Annotated in this window: 14 protein-coding genes; 12 read left to right on the top strand and 2 right to left on the bottom strand. The window is 45.7% G+C overall.

Annotated elements, in window-relative coordinates; all coding sequences use genetic code 11:
* Positions 1-44: 44 nt before the first annotated feature.
* From KAI37_RS14850 to KAI37_RS14815, 8 genes are all read left to right on the top strand, one after another.
* On the top strand, positions 45-992 hold the full coding sequence (locus KAI37_RS14850) for a GDSL-type esterase/lipase family protein (RefSeq protein ID WP_220029749.1): 948 nt from the start codon (positions 45-47) through the stop codon (positions 990-992).
* Positions 992-2,071 carry an ABC transporter ATP-binding protein gene (locus KAI37_RS14845; RefSeq protein ID WP_220029748.1) on the top strand — a complete coding sequence of 360 codons (1,080 nt, stop codon included), beginning with the start codon at positions 992-994 and terminating at the stop codon, positions 2,069-2,071. The genes KAI37_RS14850 and KAI37_RS14845 overlap by 1 nt, the downstream gene beginning before the upstream one ends.
* The gene (locus tag KAI37_RS14840) at positions 2,064-3,053 is read left to right on the top strand and encodes an ABC transporter permease (RefSeq protein WP_076293083.1); all 990 of its coding nucleotides are present in this window, start codon (positions 2,064-2,066) and stop codon (positions 3,051-3,053) included. Before KAI37_RS14845 ends, KAI37_RS14840 begins: the two co-directional genes overlap by 8 nt.
* 98 nt (positions 3,054-3,151) lie before the next feature.
* Positions 3,152-5,131, top strand: a complete 1,980-nt coding sequence (gene parE, locus KAI37_RS14835) for a DNA topoisomerase IV subunit B (RefSeq protein ID WP_028540692.1) — start codon at positions 3,152-3,154, stop codon at positions 5,129-5,131.
* 22 nt (positions 5,132-5,153) lie between these two features.
* Positions 5,154-7,616 carry a DNA gyrase subunit A gene (gyrA, locus tag KAI37_RS14830; RefSeq protein ID WP_071641261.1) on the top strand — a complete coding sequence of 821 codons (2,463 nt, stop codon included), beginning with the start codon at positions 5,154-5,156 and terminating at the stop codon, positions 7,614-7,616.
* A gap of 275 nt (positions 7,617-7,891) precedes the next feature.
* Entirely contained in the window at positions 7,892-8,362 is a 471-nt protein-coding gene (locus tag KAI37_RS14825; protein WP_071641259.1) for a MarR family winged helix-turn-helix transcriptional regulator, read from the top strand.
* A gap of 269 nt (positions 8,363-8,631) precedes the next feature.
* Complete coding sequence (locus tag KAI37_RS14820) at positions 8,632-9,117, top strand: MarR family winged helix-turn-helix transcriptional regulator (protein ID WP_025722031.1); 486 nt, start codon at positions 8,632-8,634, stop codon at positions 9,115-9,117.
* On the top strand, positions 9,101-10,603 hold the full coding sequence (locus KAI37_RS14815) for a DHA2 family efflux MFS transporter permease subunit (RefSeq protein ID WP_071641256.1): 1,503 nt from the start codon (positions 9,101-9,103) through the stop codon (positions 10,601-10,603). Before KAI37_RS14820 ends, KAI37_RS14815 begins: the two co-directional genes overlap by 17 nt.
* Positions 10,604-10,737: 134 nt before the next feature.
* On the opposite strand, the gene KAI37_RS14810 is transcribed toward KAI37_RS14815, so the two are convergent.
* Both KAI37_RS14810 and KAI37_RS14805 read right to left on the bottom strand, forming a co-directional pair.
* A complete protein-coding gene (locus tag KAI37_RS14810) occupies positions 10,738-11,484 on the bottom strand; it encodes an RluA family pseudouridine synthase (protein ID WP_220029747.1) in 747 nt (248 codons plus the stop codon).
* A 9-nt stretch (positions 11,485-11,493) separates the two neighbouring features.
* The gene (locus tag KAI37_RS14805) at positions 11,494-12,357 is read right to left on the bottom strand and encodes a class I SAM-dependent methyltransferase (protein ID WP_028540694.1); all 864 of its coding nucleotides are present in this window, start codon (positions 12,355-12,357) and stop codon (positions 11,494-11,496) included.
* A 615-nt stretch (positions 12,358-12,972) separates the two neighbouring features.
* Between KAI37_RS14805 and KAI37_RS14800 the strand changes: the two genes are divergently transcribed.
* The 4 genes from KAI37_RS14800 (at position 12,973) to KAI37_RS14785 (ending at position 16,805) form a co-directional block, all read left to right on the top strand.
* Positions 12,973-13,431, top strand: a complete 459-nt coding sequence (locus tag KAI37_RS14800) for a flavodoxin (protein ID WP_071641253.1) — start codon at positions 12,973-12,975, stop codon at positions 13,429-13,431.
* A 20-nt stretch (positions 13,432-13,451) separates the two neighbouring features.
* A complete protein-coding gene (locus KAI37_RS14795) occupies positions 13,452-14,213 on the top strand; it encodes a hypothetical protein (protein ID WP_071641251.1) in 762 nt (253 codons plus the stop codon).
* 405 nt (positions 14,214-14,618) lie between these two features.
* Positions 14,619-15,272 carry an HlyD family secretion protein gene (locus KAI37_RS14790; protein WP_071641249.1) on the top strand — a complete coding sequence of 218 codons (654 nt, stop codon included), beginning with the start codon at positions 14,619-14,621 and terminating at the stop codon, positions 15,270-15,272.
* Between the two features lie 15 nt (positions 15,273-15,287).
* Positions 15,288-16,805 carry a DHA2 family efflux MFS transporter permease subunit gene (locus KAI37_RS14785; protein ID WP_071641248.1) on the top strand — a complete coding sequence of 506 codons (1,518 nt, stop codon included), beginning with the start codon at positions 15,288-15,290 and terminating at the stop codon, positions 16,803-16,805.
* The last annotated feature ends 15 nt before the right edge of the window (positions 16,806-16,820 follow it).

Below are 16,820 nucleotides of genomic sequence, written 5' to 3'. Positions count from 1 at the left end.
TTTTATTCAGAACGGTTTATTTGCAAAATGATATGAGAAGCTTTATGTTTATTTCACTAAGCTATCAGGAGGGAACACGAGTGAATTCATCAAAATGGATTTGGCGGTCTGTCGGTTCCGTTTCCATTGCCGCCACATTGCTATTATTGTACGGATTTATTACAGCAGTACAAAGTATCACGGCTCCAGAGCCAATGGTTAGCACTCAACCTGTACATTCCGGTTCATCGCAGGCACAAACTGCGCCATCAGCTACTACTCAGACGGGAGAGTTTCGGGTAGCTGCCATTGGAGATTCGCTAGCCAAAGGCACAGGGGATGACTCCGGAAGTGGCTTTGTGCGTCGGTCGGTGAGCTTGTTAAATAATCAGGAAGGCCATAAGGCACAGCTCATAAATAATATGGGGATTAATGGACTGACGACTCAAGGACTATTGACCAAGCTGGATGAGCCTGGTGTTTCTTATGTGTTGAAAAAGGCTAACGTCATTATTGTCTCGATTGGCGGAAATGATTTATTTCAGGGGGCTCAGGCTGCCCAAACGGGCAAAGAGCCACCTACACTCAGTGGTTTGCGTAAAGCTGTGCCTGATGCCGCCAAACGTCTGCAAAAAGTGCTGACAAAGGTAGGGAAAATCAATCCGAATGCTAAAATTATCTATGTCGGATTATATAATCCATTCAGTGATCTGCAGGAAATGAAAATTCCCGGTAATCTTGTGGTCACAGAATGGAATCTGGCTGCCATGGCAATTACCAACCAAAACAGCAATATGACTCTGGTTCCAACTTTCGATTTATTCCAGCAAAATTTGCCCGTCTATTTATCATCTGATCATTTTCATCCAAACGGACAGGGCTATCAGGCAATCGCTGAACGTATCGCGCAAGGGTTTGCAGTTGCAACCACGAAGGATGCCGATAATGTGGATAATGAACAACAGTCTACAAGTAGCCAACCCGCTGAAGTGAAAAAGGGAGGGAACAAGTAATGAGCATCCAATCTGCTGACAAGACCGGGGCTGGAATAACCCAAAATCCGACATCAAGGGATGCAGCAGTGTCCAGTTTCCATTCCGCCAATCTGGTTGGCAGCGCAGGCAGAGACAGAAGCAATAACGAAACAGTTCTCTCTGTTCAGCACGTTAAGAAACGTATCAAACGCAAAATGATCATTCATGATGTAACATTCGACGTTCGTGCAGGTGAAATTTTCGGATTTCTCGGTCCTAATGGGGCTGGAAAAACGACGACTATTCGTATGCTAGTGGATTTAATTAAGCCTACAGAAGGGACGATTACCGTCTGTGGACATAATGTAAATCGTGACCCTGAGCAAGCTTTACGGCATATTGGTTCTATTGTGGAAAATCCAGAGGTGTACAGCTATCTGACAGGGTGGGAGAATTTAGAGCATTTTGCCCGTATGCAGTCTGGTGTAGACGAGCAGCGTATCCGCGAAGTCGTTGAGCTGGTTCGGCTCGATCGCCGTATCCATGATAAAGTAAGTACGTATTCTCTCGGAATGCGCCAGCGTCTTGGTATTGCCCAAGCCTTGCTTGGTAGACCGAAATTACTCATTTTGGATGAACCGACGAACGGGTTAGACCCCAAGGGGATCAAGGAAATGAGAGCTTTTATCCGTTTGCTAGCGGCAGAAGGCATGGCTGTATTTGTTTCCAGCCATTTGCTCAGCGAAATCCAGCTGCTATGTGATCGGGTGGCAATTATAAGTCGGGGAAAGGTGCTAGCTGTAGGTGGTGTGCGAGAACTGGTTGAAACGCACTCACACATGGCCGTATGGCAACTGGAGCCTCGTGATCAGGGTCTTGCCTTATTGCAAAATTCTCCGCATGTGCAAATAATTACGAACGCCGATGAATTAATTGATGACAGCATTGTGGCAGGCAGCGGAGCCAATGCAATTTTTACAGAAATGGATGAAGAGCATATTGCGGAGCTGGTGACACAAATGACGGCTTCCGGTATTTCCGTTAAAGGTGTAACCAAAATCAACCCTACACTGGAGCAGCTATTCCTGAAAATGACGGAAGGTGAGATACTTGAATAACATTTTACCGCTCGTACAAAATGAAACACTCAAAATTATCAAGAAGAAACGATTTTATGTCATTTTGCTTGTTTTACTTGTGCTTGTGCCGATTTTTACGTACGCTCAGATGAAAGTGGCAGAAAACAATCGCGAAAAATTCGGCAATGATTGGCGGCTCGAACTGCGTCAGGCGATTACCGATAATCAAAACTCGCTGGGAAGTGACCGGGTTCCCGAAGAATGGAAGACCTACCGTCGGGTCTTTGTGCAGCAGATGCAATATTATTTGGAAAATGATGTGAATCCTAATGAGCCGAGTGGTGTCACCTTTACCAGAGAGTTTATGGATAATTCCATAAATCTGTTCGTTCCGCTGTTGATTATGGCCATTGCTTCCGATCTGGTTTCAGGAGAACGGACAACAGGCACGATAAAAATGTTGCTGACCCGCCCCGTCAGGCGGTGGAAAATACTGCTGAGCAAGCTGCTGACATTGTATATGTTCGTCTCGCTCATTATTTTGGCTGTATTTGTGATTAGTTATCTCATATCAGGCTTGTTTTTTGGTTTTCGCGGTTTTAATGTTCCGGTATTTACCGGATTTCAAATTGTTGGATCGACGGTGGATTTGTCTGCTGTACACGCGATTCCACAATGGCATTATCTGATGCTGCAAGCCGGATTGATCTGGTTTGTCAGTCTTGTGGTAGCTTCGTTAGCCTTTATGGTATCTGTCCTGGTAAGAAGTACGGCGGCAAGTATCGTGGTCATGATGGCTACACTTATTTCGGGCACTATTTTGACAAACATGGCTTCATCTTGGCAGAGTGCTAAATATTTATTTATGGTTAACCTCGAATTAACCGATTATTTATCTGGAAGCCCCGCCCCGATTGAGGGAATGACCTTACCCTTTTCTTTAGCTGTACTGGGCATTTGGGGGGCTGCGGCATTGATTGTTTCATTCGCCGTCTTTACGAAACGGGATATATTGAATTAAAATGGACAAGGTAAAAGAAAACATCTGTTTGCATTTTTGGTGAAAATCATCAAGAATAAGGCAAAACACGGTTACGATTAGACAAAGGGGGAGCATGAATGGTCGACAAAATCGACTTGTCTGCGGGAGTGTCCGGCACACAAAGCGGAGCTTCGGAATATGGCGCGGACGACATTCAAGTGCTCGAAGGGCTTGTGGCAGTTCGCAAACGGCCGGGCATGTACATCGGGAGCACCAGTTCTTCGGGGCTGCATCATTTGGTATGGGAAATTGTAGACAACGCGGTGGATGAACATCTCGCCAAGTTTTGCTCTCGCATTGATATTACAATGCATAAGGACGGTTCCGTTACAGTATCAGACAACGGGCGCGGTATTCCTACGGGAATGCACAAAACGGGAATTCCTACGCCTCAGGTTGTATTCACCATTTTGCACGCCGGAGGTAAGTTTGGCGGTTCGGGATATAAAAAGTCCGGGGGTCTGCACGGTGTAGGTGCGTCTGTAACGAACGCTCTTTCGGAATGGCTTGAAGTAGAAATTTACCGGGACGGCAAGATTCACCGTCAGCGGTTTGAATATTGGCAGGACAAGAAAGGCGTGGAGCATGTCGGGGAACCGACCACAGGCCTTGAAGTGCTGGGCAATACTAACAAGACGGGCTCGAAAATTACATTTAAACCGGATATTCGTGTTTTTCAGGCAGGCATTCATTTTAACTACGATACGTTGGCTGAGCGCCTTCAGGAAATTGCTTTTCTAAATTCGGGCCTTCGTATTCAACTTAAAGACGAACGCAGCGGAAAGTCCGATGAGTATTTTTATGAGGGCGGCGCAAGTCAGTTTGTTGCTTTTCTGAATGAGGGCAAGGATGTGCTGCATGATGTTATTCACTTTAATGCCGAGAAAGAAGACATTGAAGTAGAGATTGCCATCCAGTACAATGCGGGTTATACAGAGACGATTGCTTCGTTCGTTAACTCCATTCCGACACGTGGCGGAGGTACGCATGAAACGGGATTCAAAACCGCTTACACTCGTGTCATGAACGACTATGCCCGGAAAACAGTGATGTTGAAAGAAAAGGATAAAAACTTGGAGGGCAACGATCTACGTGAGGGCATGATGGCTGTAATCAGTGTCAAGATGGCTGAAGTTGAATTTGTCGGCCAGACAAAGGATCAGCTGGGTAGTGCTTCGGCACGGAGTACAGTAGATGCCATCGTATCTGAGCAGATGCAGCGTTTTTTGGAAGAAAATCCGCAGATAGCACAAACTTTAATCAAGAAGGCAGTTCAAGCATCCAGAGCGCGTGAAGCTGCACGTAAAGCTCGGGATGAAATGCGTTCCGGCAAAAAGCGCAGTGAAAGTTCCAATTTGAATGGTAAATTGTCGCCTGCGCAGTCCAAGGATTTTACACGTAATGAGTTGTTTATTGTGGAAGGCGATTCGGCTGGAGGATCAGCTAAGCAGGGACGGGATTCCAAAATTCAGGCCATATTGCCGCTAAAGGGCAAGCCGATGAATCCGGAAAAATCCAAACTGGCGGATATTATGAAGAATGATGAGTACCGTGCTATTACAGCAGCTATTGGTGCGGGAGTAGGAACAGAGTTTTCGTTGGAAGACAGCAATTATTCCAAAATCATCATTATGACCGATGCAGATACAGATGGTGCGCACATTCAAGTGCTGTTGTTGACGTTCTTTTATCGATACATGAAAGAGCTTATTGATGCAGGACGCATATTTATTGCTCAACCGCCATTGTATAAAATAACTCGAAAGTCGGGTAAGCTCGAAACGGTGCGTTATGCTTGGACTGACGAGCAGCTTGATAATTATTTAAAAGAATTTGGACGAAATTTTGAGCTTCAGCGCTATAAAGGACTTGGGGAAATGAACCCTGATCAGTTATGGGAAACAACGATGAATCCCGATTCACGCACCTTGCTACGCGTTCAGATAGAGGATGCAGCCAAGGCTGAACGCAGGGTGTCCACTTTGATGGGTGATAAGGTGGATCCGCGCAAGCGCTGGATCGTGGAAAACGTAGATTTTACGGAATACGTAGAGTAGTGCTATCAAAAGAGGTGTATACATGAGCTTATCGGAGCAGTTTTTGCCAGCTTTTCTGGAGGAAGTGGTCGGTGACCGCTTTGGCCGATATTCCAAATATATTATTCAGGATCGGGCGATACCCGATGTACGGGACGGATTAAAACCCGTACAACGTCGTATTCTTTATGCAATGTACGATTCGGGCAATACGCCGGATAAAGCATATCGTAAATCGGCCAAAACCGTTGGGGACGTTATGGGTAATTACCACCCCCACGGTGACTCGTCGATTTACGACGGCATGGTACGGATGGCGCAGCCTTGGAAAATGAGTCACGTGCTGGTGGACGGTCACGGTAACTGGGGCTCCCAGGATGATGATCCGGCGGCAGCTATGCGTTATACGGAGGCTCGCTTGTCTCCGATCGCAATGGAAATGCTGCGCGATATTGAAAAGCGTACGGTTTTGTTCAAGGACAATTTTGATAACTCGGCCAAAGAGCCCGTTGTGTTGCCGTCTCGTTATCCAAATTTGTTGGTGAACGGTTCCAGTGGGATCTCGGCGGGATTTGCGACAGAGATTCCTACACATAGTTTACGCGAAGTTATTGATGCCAGCATTGCGGTGATGGAAAAGCCCGAGATTGAACTGGAAGAGATTATGACCTTTATCAAAGGTCCTGATTTCCCGACGGGCGGACTCATTATGGGTGGCGAAGGCATCAAGGACGCTTACCGCACGGGAAAAGGACGCATTTATATTCGTTCCAAAACGGAAATTCAGTCCTTGCGCGGAGGTAAGCAGCAGCTAGTCATTACCGAAATCCCATACCAGATCGTCAAATCAAGGCTCGTAACCGCCATGGAAAATATCCGTCTGGAGAAAAAGGTGGAAGGGATTGCCGAGGTTCGTGACGAAAGCGGACGAAATGGTTTGCGCATTGTTGTGGAGCTGAAGAAGGAAGCCGATGCGGAAGGGATTTTAGCTTATTTGCTGAAAAAAACCGACCTACAGGTGGCATATAACTTCAACATGGTAGCTATTGTGAACAAAGCGCCACATCAGCTTGGGCTAAAGTCCATTTTGGAAGCGTATATCGCCCATCAACGCGAAGTTGTCACTCACCGTATCCAGTATGAACTGGAAAAGGCAGAGGATCGTGCCCATGTGCTGGAAGGTTTGGTCAAGGCGCTGAACATTCTGGATGAGGTCATCGCAGCCATTAAAGCTTCCAAAAATCGCCAGGACGCGCAAAATAATTTGCAATGGATGTTTGGTTTTAGCGAACGGCAGGCAGATTCTATTTTGACTTTGCAGTTGTACCGTCTCACCAATCTGGAAATCACCACGCTTGAAAAAGAACTGGGTGACATCCAGAAAAAAATCGCGCAATATCGTTCTATTCTGGAAAGCGATCGCAAGCTGATCAGCCTGATTCGCAAGGAACTTTTGGAAATTCGTGAAAAGTACGGCATTGACCGTCGTTCAGATATCCAGGGCGAGGTAGAAGAGATTAAGGTGAACCTAGAAGTTATGGTGGGAGCAGAGGATGTGCTGCTGACACTCTCAAAAGATGGCTATGTGAAACGTACAAGTATGTTGTCATTCACTCGTTCAGGCGGGGAACGTTCAAGTTCCGGTGTTAAGGAAGGGGATTACGTTACCCAATTGCTTGATGTGAATACGCTGGACATATTGCTCGTCTTCACCCAGCGCGGACAATACTTTTTATTACCTGTACATCAGGTGCCAGAGTATAAGTGGAAAGAGCCAGGCACACCAATTGTCAACGTTATTCCGTTATCGAAGGAAGATCGTATCGTAAGTGTTATTCCGCTCAAAAACATCGAGGAAATCGGCAAAAGTCTGGTATTTGTAACAAAGAAGGGCCAAGTAAAGCGTACAGAATTAAAAGAATATGCTACAAAACGTTCCAGTGCCGTAGCCGCCTGCAAAGTAGCAGGAGACGATGAGGTGTTATCGGTAACGTTAAGCGAGGGTACCCGGGATATTATGCTGATTACCCGCGCGGGTATGAGTATACGCTTCAAGGAGCAAGAGGTTAATGCGATGGGCCGCGTCTCGGCTGGTGTCAAAGGTATACAGCTGGCGGAAGGCGATGAAATTATCGCGGCGTTATGGGTAGAAGAGGATGAAGGAGAAGTGTTGGTGTTGACCGAGTCTGGCTATGGTAAGCGTACGCTTCTGTTGGACTATCCTATACAAGGAAGAGGCGGCAAAGGTATCACCACCTTTGAGTTCAAGGAAGGCAAACGAGTACGTTCGAATGGAACTCGAATCGTGGCTGCCTTCTATTGCCGTGAAGCCGTTCAATTATTTGCAATCACAGCAGAAGGACAAACGATGTCCTTCCTTTCGGAAAAGGCTCCATTAACCGACCGAAAAGATACAGGCAAGCTGCTGGCTCCAGCGGAGAAGAAGGACGAAATTGTGAATGTGTTGCTGCGTAGTGAGCCGCAAGCTTCTCAGTCCATAGAATAATAGGAAAGTCAAGCGCTTTTTAGCTCGAAAAAGAGAGGTCCTCTCGTGCCATTCCGGCACGAATGAGGACCTTTTTGCCGTCATGCTGTCGAACCCTGACCAGCCTTCAAAACTCAGGTGAGACTTCCTTCCCCTTTTCATTTTGTGCTCCAAAAACGGCAGGAAACCGAGGCTTAATGGCGAAAATTTAATGTGATGAAATACAATCCGGACGGTGGCCCATACGTTAACTTTGATGCTTTTACTGACCCTGTTATTTAAAGGAGTGAGGCAAAATGCAAACGACCGAATTTGCGAAAATCTGGTCCAGAATGGCTAAGGATTATAAGGTTCATATGGAGCAGCAGCTGGCTCCATCACTAACGGAAGCTCAACTTACGGTGCTGGAGGTTTTGAACGAATACGGCCGTATGAAACCGTCTCAACTAATCCCATATCTCGCCACCACACCAGCCGCGGTTACGATGCTGCTGGATCGGATGGAGCGGAATCGACTGGTCACCCGTTTCAGAGACGTAAAGGACCGTAGAATTGTATGGATTGTTATCTCGGATCAAGGGAGAGAAGAAGTAGAGCGTGGATTGCAAATCCGGGATGATTTTCTGGGTTCTGCACTAAACCGAATTTCTCAGCACAATCAAAATTTGCTGGTTTATTTGTTGGGGAAAATTACAACGAAGGCGAAAACTTCAGTAATGACAAGTGAGGGTGAGGGAGTAAAGGAACAAATAGAGCGAGCAGAATAATTAGAATGGTGGCTACATGAAAAGTGCTGTATGCAGCAGATTATCATTTTAAGGTAAGTAGGAGTGCGCGGATGTAAATACCTATCGTGGTATTCATACCGCGCTTTTTTGTGTTGAAGTATAGGTGATATTTGGGTGAATGTTGACATTTACATAAGAGATGATAAAATAATAGTTATAAATAAATAACATTTCGTATGCAAATAGTCTCTAGTTTGTGTATATGTATATGGATTGTCAATTGGATATTAGAAAGAAGGATGGTTCCAGTGAGTGACAGAGAGGAAGACAGACTTGAGGTGTACCGGATTATTCAATCGGTAAGGGAGGTTAACAAAACGATATTTTATGCCTTCTGGAATGAGGAGCAGCATTTGGATCTGACGGCCATTCAGCATATGGCTTTAGCAATTCTGAATAAACGCCCCAACATCGGGTTATCCGAGCTGGCAGACATAGCACATGTGGGAAGCAGCTCTATGAGTGGGGTGGTTGACCGCTTGACCAAGGCGGGATATATTGCTCGCGGACGGCATGAGCATGACCGTAGATCCTTAGTGCTGACGCTTACGCCGGAAGGAAAAGATATCATGCAAAAAGTAGACGCCATGTGGATGGAGCGCGTCTTGCCTATTCTGGACATCCCGAAGGAGCAGCTAGAGATGGTCCTGGATATCCATAAACAAATGATCATGAAATTAACACCGAAGGGAATGAATCAACTTGAGCAGTCCTCAAATGACACTACCAGGTAATGTACGCAGAGCACCCATTGTGGCCGCTCTGTTGATTGGTGCGATTGTAGCGATATTAAATCAGACGTTGATCAGTGTGGCTTTACCGAAAATGATGAGTGATCTGAATATAGATGCCAATATAGCTCAGTGGCTCAGTACGGGCTTTATGCTCGTGAATGGGGTATTGATCCCGGTGACCGCGTTCTTGATTGCCCGTTTTTCAACTCGTAAATTGTTTATTAGCGCGATGACTATTTTTTCAATAGGCACGCTGTTATGTGCTATAGCGCCAAGCTTCAGCATATTGCTGATCGGTCGGCTTATTCAGGCCGCGGGAGCAGGTATCATGATGCCCTTAATGATGGTCGTTATCTTGAACATCTACCCAATAGAGCGTCGTGGCCGGGCGATGGGAACCTTGGGGATTGCGATGGGTTTTGCTCCAGCCATTGGGCCAACCTTATCCGGTTATATAGTACAGCATTATGACTGGCGGGTTTTGTTCTGGATCATCCTGCCGATTTCAGTGATTTCGATTGTGATCGGATTTATTTTTCTGAAAAATGTAACGGAGCAGTCCAAGCCAAAGCTGGACATTCCCGGCATCATTTTGTCTACGCTCGGTTTCGGTGGACTATTATACGGCTTTAGTGATGCAGGAACATCGGGTTGGGGAAGTATTCCTGTCCTGTCTACGCTTATCGTTGGGACAATTGCGCTTATTTTGTTTATTGTCCGCCAACTGAAGGCAGATGAGCCTATGCTGGAGTTCCGTATCTTTAAATACGATGTGTACAGCTTGACGACAATCATTAACGTGATTGTGACGATGGCTTTGTACGCCGGTATGATATTGCTTCCGATTTATTTGCAAAATATTCGGGGTTTTACACCGCTCCAGTCCGGTATGCTAATGTTACCGGGAGCGATTCTGATGGGGCTCATGTCTCCTGTAACGGGGGCTATTTTTGACCGAATCGGAGCACGCTGGTTGTCTGTAATTGGCTTGCTGATCATGGCTATAACGACTTGGGAATTTACACGGTTGACCGAAACAACCACCTATATGACACTGTTAATTAATTATACGGTGCGGATGTTCGGGATGTCGTTGCTGATGATGCCGATCCAAACAGCCGGGTTGAATCAGCTTCCGCAACGATTGAATGCACATGGTACGGCGATGAGTAACACGCTGCGTATGATTTCCGGCTCGATTGGGACGGCAATTCTGGTGACAGTGATGTCAACACAAAGCAGCAACCGATTGACATCGATTGTTACATCTGAGGGACTAACCGTGACGGATAAAGCGGGGATGCTGGCTGCAGGCAATCAAGCTACAATTTATGGGATTAACTCGGCTTTTATCATTGCAACAGTGTTGAGTGTGGCCGCTCTGATCTTAGCGTTTTTCATCAAAAATACGAATGCACAAAACGCCCATCCCCGTCAACAGCTGGTAAACAGCAAGAAGGGGCAGTCCGTGGCTTCCTCGTCGTAAAAGGATGAGATGACGCATTAATTTAATTTCTGCAAAAAAGAACCTGCAATGCATGTTTGTTCACATGCGTTGCAGGTTCTTTGTGCAGATGGGGTTGAAGATGTCGATATCCAGATAGAGCAGGGCTTTCTGGTTCAAATTTCAGACGTAATCATGTTCTCATAAAGCGACCTGGGCCATTCATTCCATGGAAATTGCACAGGAGGTAACGAGTGAAAGCTCATATCTTCTTTGCTAACCGGATGCGGCGCTCCAGCCAGTAAAGACCAGAGCGCCAGCTGTTGACCGGGCCGGCTCAGATTACCGCCATATTTTTGGTCACCGTAGAGGGGACAGCCGATCGCCTGCATTTGCACACGAATTTGGTGTGAGCGTCCGGTGTGCAACTTAATCTGCACGAGACTGAGTCCATCTGCTTGTCCGATCACGCGGTACTCCAAAATGGCTTCCTTCGCACCAGCCGTGCCAGGCCGAACCGCTTGCACCGTGTTGGTACGGCTATCCTTTAGCAGATAATGGGTTAGACGGCCCTGTGGGGCCGTAGGATCGCCATTCAGAACTGCTGTATACAGTTTGTGAAAATGACGACTTCGAACCGACTCTGACAGGCGAGAAGCAGCTTTGGACGTCTTAGCAAAAATCATGGCTCCACCTACAGGCCGATCCAGTCTGTGAACTAAACCCAAAAAAACGTTACCAGGCTTATTGTGTCTAATTTTTAAATCTTCCTTGAGTAAAGACAACAGATCAGGATCACCACTGGCATCCTCTTGCGTTGGAACATTGACAGGCTTTACAACCGCCAAAACATGATTGTCCTCATACAGGACAGGAATGTTCGGCTGTGCATGCTCATGCCGGGTAAGTTCATTTTGAGTCATAAGAGGAATTTAAGCCTCCCAGCGTCCGAGAATACCACAAGGCAAATTCAATCCCGAGCGTGTGATCGGCAATCCGATTTCACCAGCGCTAATTTGGCCGCCGTACTTTTGTTGCATGGTCATGCTCAGCATGTTGCGCAATACAGTAGGCGAAATACCTGTAGTATAAGAGTTAATCAGCATGAACAGCGGTTGATCTGAAATGATGCTCATGCAGGATTCAAGAAACGGGTATAAGCTTTCTTCAAGCTTCCAAGTTTCTCCGTTTGGTCCGCGTCCGTAAGAAGGAGGGTCCATAATAATGGCATCATAACGGTTGCCCCGACGTTGTTCCCGTTGCACGAACTTGAATACGTCGTCCGTAATGAAGCGTACCGGACGGTCAGCCAGACCGGACAATTGAACGTTTTCCTTTGCCCACTGCACCATGCCTTTGGCGGCATCCACGTGAACTACACTGGCTCCGGCATACGCAGCAGCAGTCGTGGCTCCTCCCGTGTATGCAAACAGGTTCAGTACGGAAATCGGTCTGCCTGCGCCTTTGATTTTATCCATCATCCAGCTCCAGTTCGCTGCTTGCTCTGGGAAAAGACCAGTATGCTTAAAGCTGGTCGGCTTAATGTGGAATTTAAGCGGTCCATAACTAATTGTCCAGCGCTCGGGGATAGGTTTTTTCATATCCCAGTTGCCGCCTCCGGAAGAACTACGGTGGTAATGTCCATGAACATTACGCCATTCGGCTGTTTCCTGGGCCAAAGGCCATATGATTTGCGGATCGGGACGACGCAGGACAATATCGCCCCAACGTTCCAGTTTTTCACCACCGCCTGTATCCATTACTTCATAGTCTTTCCATTCTTGTGCTACATACATGTACAATCCATCCTTCAGCAGTCAATTCAGGATTCAGGCAGCAAGCTGCACAGAAATCCCCATATGGAGTCTATTGTACAACAAACCTCAGCAACAATCGAATGATTACATAAATAAGTAAGTAGTCAAATGGTCCAAAATATTTTTTCTAGGATGTACTTGTAATTATAGCGCTTCCATATTAAAATGAAATCAATCCCACTTGTACGTACAACCATCCGTTTTTTATCATAATAATGAAAAACGGATTGGATTGTACGTACATAATTTTTTTATCAACACAGCTGAAATTCTACTTAATTAAACACAAGCTGCCTAAACTGCTTGTAGCCAGCGTTTTGTGGTAGACGGAGCTTTCGTTCAAAGCTTCTGTCGAAGTGTGGATTCATGTTGGCGGAGCGTATTATATATGGTAATGTCCTATGTTGTAACTAATAATTTGTTTATCCATAGAGTTTATCTGCCAACAGCCGCATGTAATGTGGCTGTTTTGCGTATATTTCCCCAAGATTAAACCTAGTTTTTAAAATTAATATTTGACAATGAGAATCATTATCAAATATTATTTGAGTAACAGGGAGTGAAAGCATCCCATATTTCAAATAAAGGTGAGGGATGAACTTGGGTAAAATCATGATTGCTTATGCCAGTTTGACCGGTAATACAGAGGAAATCGCGGAATTGATCGCCGAGGGCGTCCGTCAGGCAGGGCATGAGGCGGAGTTGAAGGCTTCGTATGATTGCAGCGCGCAAGAACTGCTCGCATATGACGGGTTCCTACTGGGTGTATATACATGGGGAGATGGTGAGCTTCCTGATGAATTTTTGGATTTTTACGAGGAACTAGACGAGCTTGATTTGTCTGGTAAAAAGACCGCAGTATTTGGCAGTGGAGATACATCTTATACGCAATTCTGTGGCGCAGTGGACTTGGTAGAGGAAAAAGTCAAAGAACGCGGCGCATTGGTCATTCAGGAGAGTCTGAAGATTGAATTTAATCCATTGGATGATGATAAGGAGAATTGCCGAGCTTACGGAAGACAATTTGCACAGGCTGGTATTGGGGTGTCCTGAGAAGAGAGTGAGGGATAGGTATGCGCAATAGCGATGGCTTAAGCGCCTTTCCTCTTCTGCACGACTATCAGCTTGAGGAGATGTGGAGAACTCCACAGCCAATTCGTCAATCACAGAGGAAAAGAGGGCGTGAGGGTTGGAATTGGCGGCAACGGGTTCAATATGCAATAGGGCATGCGCTGAACGAATACTTTGGAATGGAAGTAGAGGTGCGGCGGGAAGTCCCTGTCCAGTATGTGCTGGAGAAATGGTGGCCCAAGCAGTCAGAATGCTTTGAATCTTTGTTCCATTATTGGGATGTCAAAAATAAAGTGTCAGGTGAGTTGTCAAAAATTTGTGGCTCAAATAATGATTTGCTGGTACCTGTAATGCTGTATGAACAATTTTGTACATCTGTGCCTGAGTTAGAGGTCAATATTTCGCTTATTGTTCAGGCTGCTTGGCAACTATCAGCAGAAGCAGATTCCCTGCTCATTCAAAAGTACATCGTTGACTATAACCCTAACGTTATTAGTACGTTCCAACATATGACAAATGTATTTTGTTATTATGCATTTGGAGCTCTTCCTCAGCTTATTGAGGTATATTGTCTGCTGGAAGGCAAGAAGGTCCGTTTCATTCCTGGACCTGCTTCTTTACAGCAATCTCTGGATTACGTGCGGCTATTACGGGATTCCAAAGAGGATGTACATGGAATGACAGAACGCTGCCGTTGCGGGGGTTGCATGGAAAAGCAAGCTTCTCAAGGGAATAGAATGAATAGGAACACGAAGGAAGGGTAGGAGGCGAAAAACTGCAAACAACGGTCAGCTGTACCTACGCCTTTCTCTTAACGTACTGTGTAACCCTTTAATTGTAAACTATCCCTTTTCGTGAAAGAGCCTTGGAAACAAGGTTCTTTTTTATGAAAAAAAATATGAAAAAACTGAAAATTTATGTTGCCTGAATAGATAAATATATCTATAATATTTCAATGTACAATAGTTATATGAAAATATTTAAATATAAAAGATGACTTGTGCACCATGGATCAGATTGTCCTATGTACATAAAGTTAGTCCTGTCTTTTGCATGGAATGTCGCCATGTGTTTATTTACGTTCTCTGTTTGGTTTAATGGCCTAATATTTCAATTTTAAAATATTAGCGTTGAATAATAAAATTTTTTGGACAACAGGGGTGGAAGAAGTGAGTAAGAAAACTGTATTGCCAATCCTCATTGTACTGCTCATTCTGAGCGGTGGAGCTATTGGCTACTATTATTGGTATCAAGCAACACACTTTGTTAAAAGTGACGATGCGCGCATTCAAGCCGATCAATATAAGGTAATGCCGCAAATCTCCGGAGAAATTAGCCACATTGATGTGGAAGAAGGAGATGTTGTTCAGCGTAATGAACCGATTGCCGAGCAGGATGTATCGGGGCTGGATGCGAGTATGATCAGCAAGTCCGTACTGCGCGCGCCGATCAACGGAACCGTCATTAAGATTTATTCGAAAGAGCATGAAATAGGATCGCCGGGTAGTGCTGTTGCAACTATGGTGGATATGAACAGCTTGTACGTATCCACGAATATTGAAGAAAACGATATTAACCGTATTAAACCAGGACAGCTTGTTGATATTACGCTTGATGCAGCAGGTGACCAGATAATTCAGGGTAAAGTTCGTAAAGTGGGCGAAGCCTCCAACGCCGTGTTCTCACTCGTTCCTGCAGTGAACACAAGTGGTAACTTTAACAAGGTGACTCAGCGTGTGCCTGTAGAGATTGCCGTGAACAAGCCGAAGGATCTGAAGCTTATTCCTGGAACGAACGTGGAAGTAAAAATTCATACACCTTAAAAAGGAGGGGTCCATGTGGCTGCCAATGATATTGCTGCTGCTCCTTCGACAGATTCTTCCAAAGAACGCTGGCTTGCCTTTTTCGCTATCGTTTTAGGCGCCTTTGTCGCCATTCTGAACAACAGTCTGATCAATGTCGCCATTCCTAGATTGACGACGGATTTAGGATCTACGACGACACGTATTCAGTGGGTTATTACAGGTTACACGCTTGCATCTGGTGTAATCGTACCGATTACCGGATATATGGAGCAGCGCCTCGGATACAAAAAGTTTTTGATTCTTGCGCTCAGCGTATTTTCGTTGGGAACGGGAATATGTATTTTTGCATGGAGTGATTCTTCCCTGATCGCAGCACGGGTGCTGGCTGGTCTGGGCGGTGGTGTTATTATGCCGCTGAGTATGACAATTATTTACAAAATTATGCCGCGTGAACAAATCGGTATGTCCCTTGGTATATGGGGGATCGCCGCAATGGCAGCGCCGGCTGTTGGGCCTACGCTCAGCGGATATTTGATTGAGTGGTTTAACTGGCGGTTCTTGTTTATTGTCAGTGTGCCAGTTGCTTTATTTGCAATTTTAATGGTTATCCTTCTAATCAAAGAACCGCCTAAAGTAGAGCCGAAGCCGTTTGATCTACCGGGCTTTTTGCTGGCCGCAACTTGTGCCGGAACACTTTTGTACGCACTGACAAACGGACAGCGTGATGGCTGGACTTCTTTTGGAATTGTATCCTTGCTGTTTGTTGCTTTCTGGGCACTTGTTTTTCTAATCTATGTAGAAAGCGGCAAGGATAATGCGGTAATTGAAATCTCATTATTCAAGAATTCAAAATATACGATTAGTGTTATTGCTTCCAGTCTGGTCATGATGGGGATGTACGGAGGAACGTTCCTAACACCGTTGTTTTTGCAAAATATCCAGCGTGTGTCACCGATTGATACTGGTATTATCCTCATTCCACAGGCCATTGCCATGGCGGCTATGATGCCTATTGCCGGGAAGCTATTCGATAAGTTCGGCATTGTGCCACTGGGACTTGTCGGTCTGACGTTGACCAGCTTTATGACCTATCATCTTCATCAGCTTACGCCGGATACGCCGCATATTTGGCTGGAAACCGTAATGGCATTTCGGGGACTGGGAATTGGTATTTGTATGATGCCACTGTCTACGGTCGGGATGAACGCTGTTCATCCGAGCAAGGTAGCCAATGCGTCTACAGCGTCCAATCTGGTACGTACTGTGGCTGCATCTATGGCGATTGCGGTGTTAACCGCCATTATGCAAAGCCGTTCGGCAGCTCATGCCCAGCAAATTTCGGAGTCCATTACACCAGACTCGGCTCATGCGCTTCAAGCGACGCTCGGCAGCTCATGGGTGTCATCCGTAAGTAGTTTAATCACACTAGATGCCACATCAAGAGGGATTGGGGATACGTTCCTCATTTCATCCATACCGCTGTTTTGCACGATTCCACTAATCTTTTTGTTTATTCAGAGGAAGAAAGCAAAGACACAGCCGGAAGCATAACCAAAGAACTATAAA

It is taken from the genome of Paenibacillus sp. S25 (assembly GCF_019454085.1).
GTDB classification, from domain to species: Bacteria; Bacillota; Bacilli; order Paenibacillales; family Paenibacillaceae; genus Paenibacillus; species Paenibacillus polymyxa_B.
Note: the sequence above shows the minus strand (reverse complement) of the source record. Positions and strands in the feature narration are given on the sequence as shown.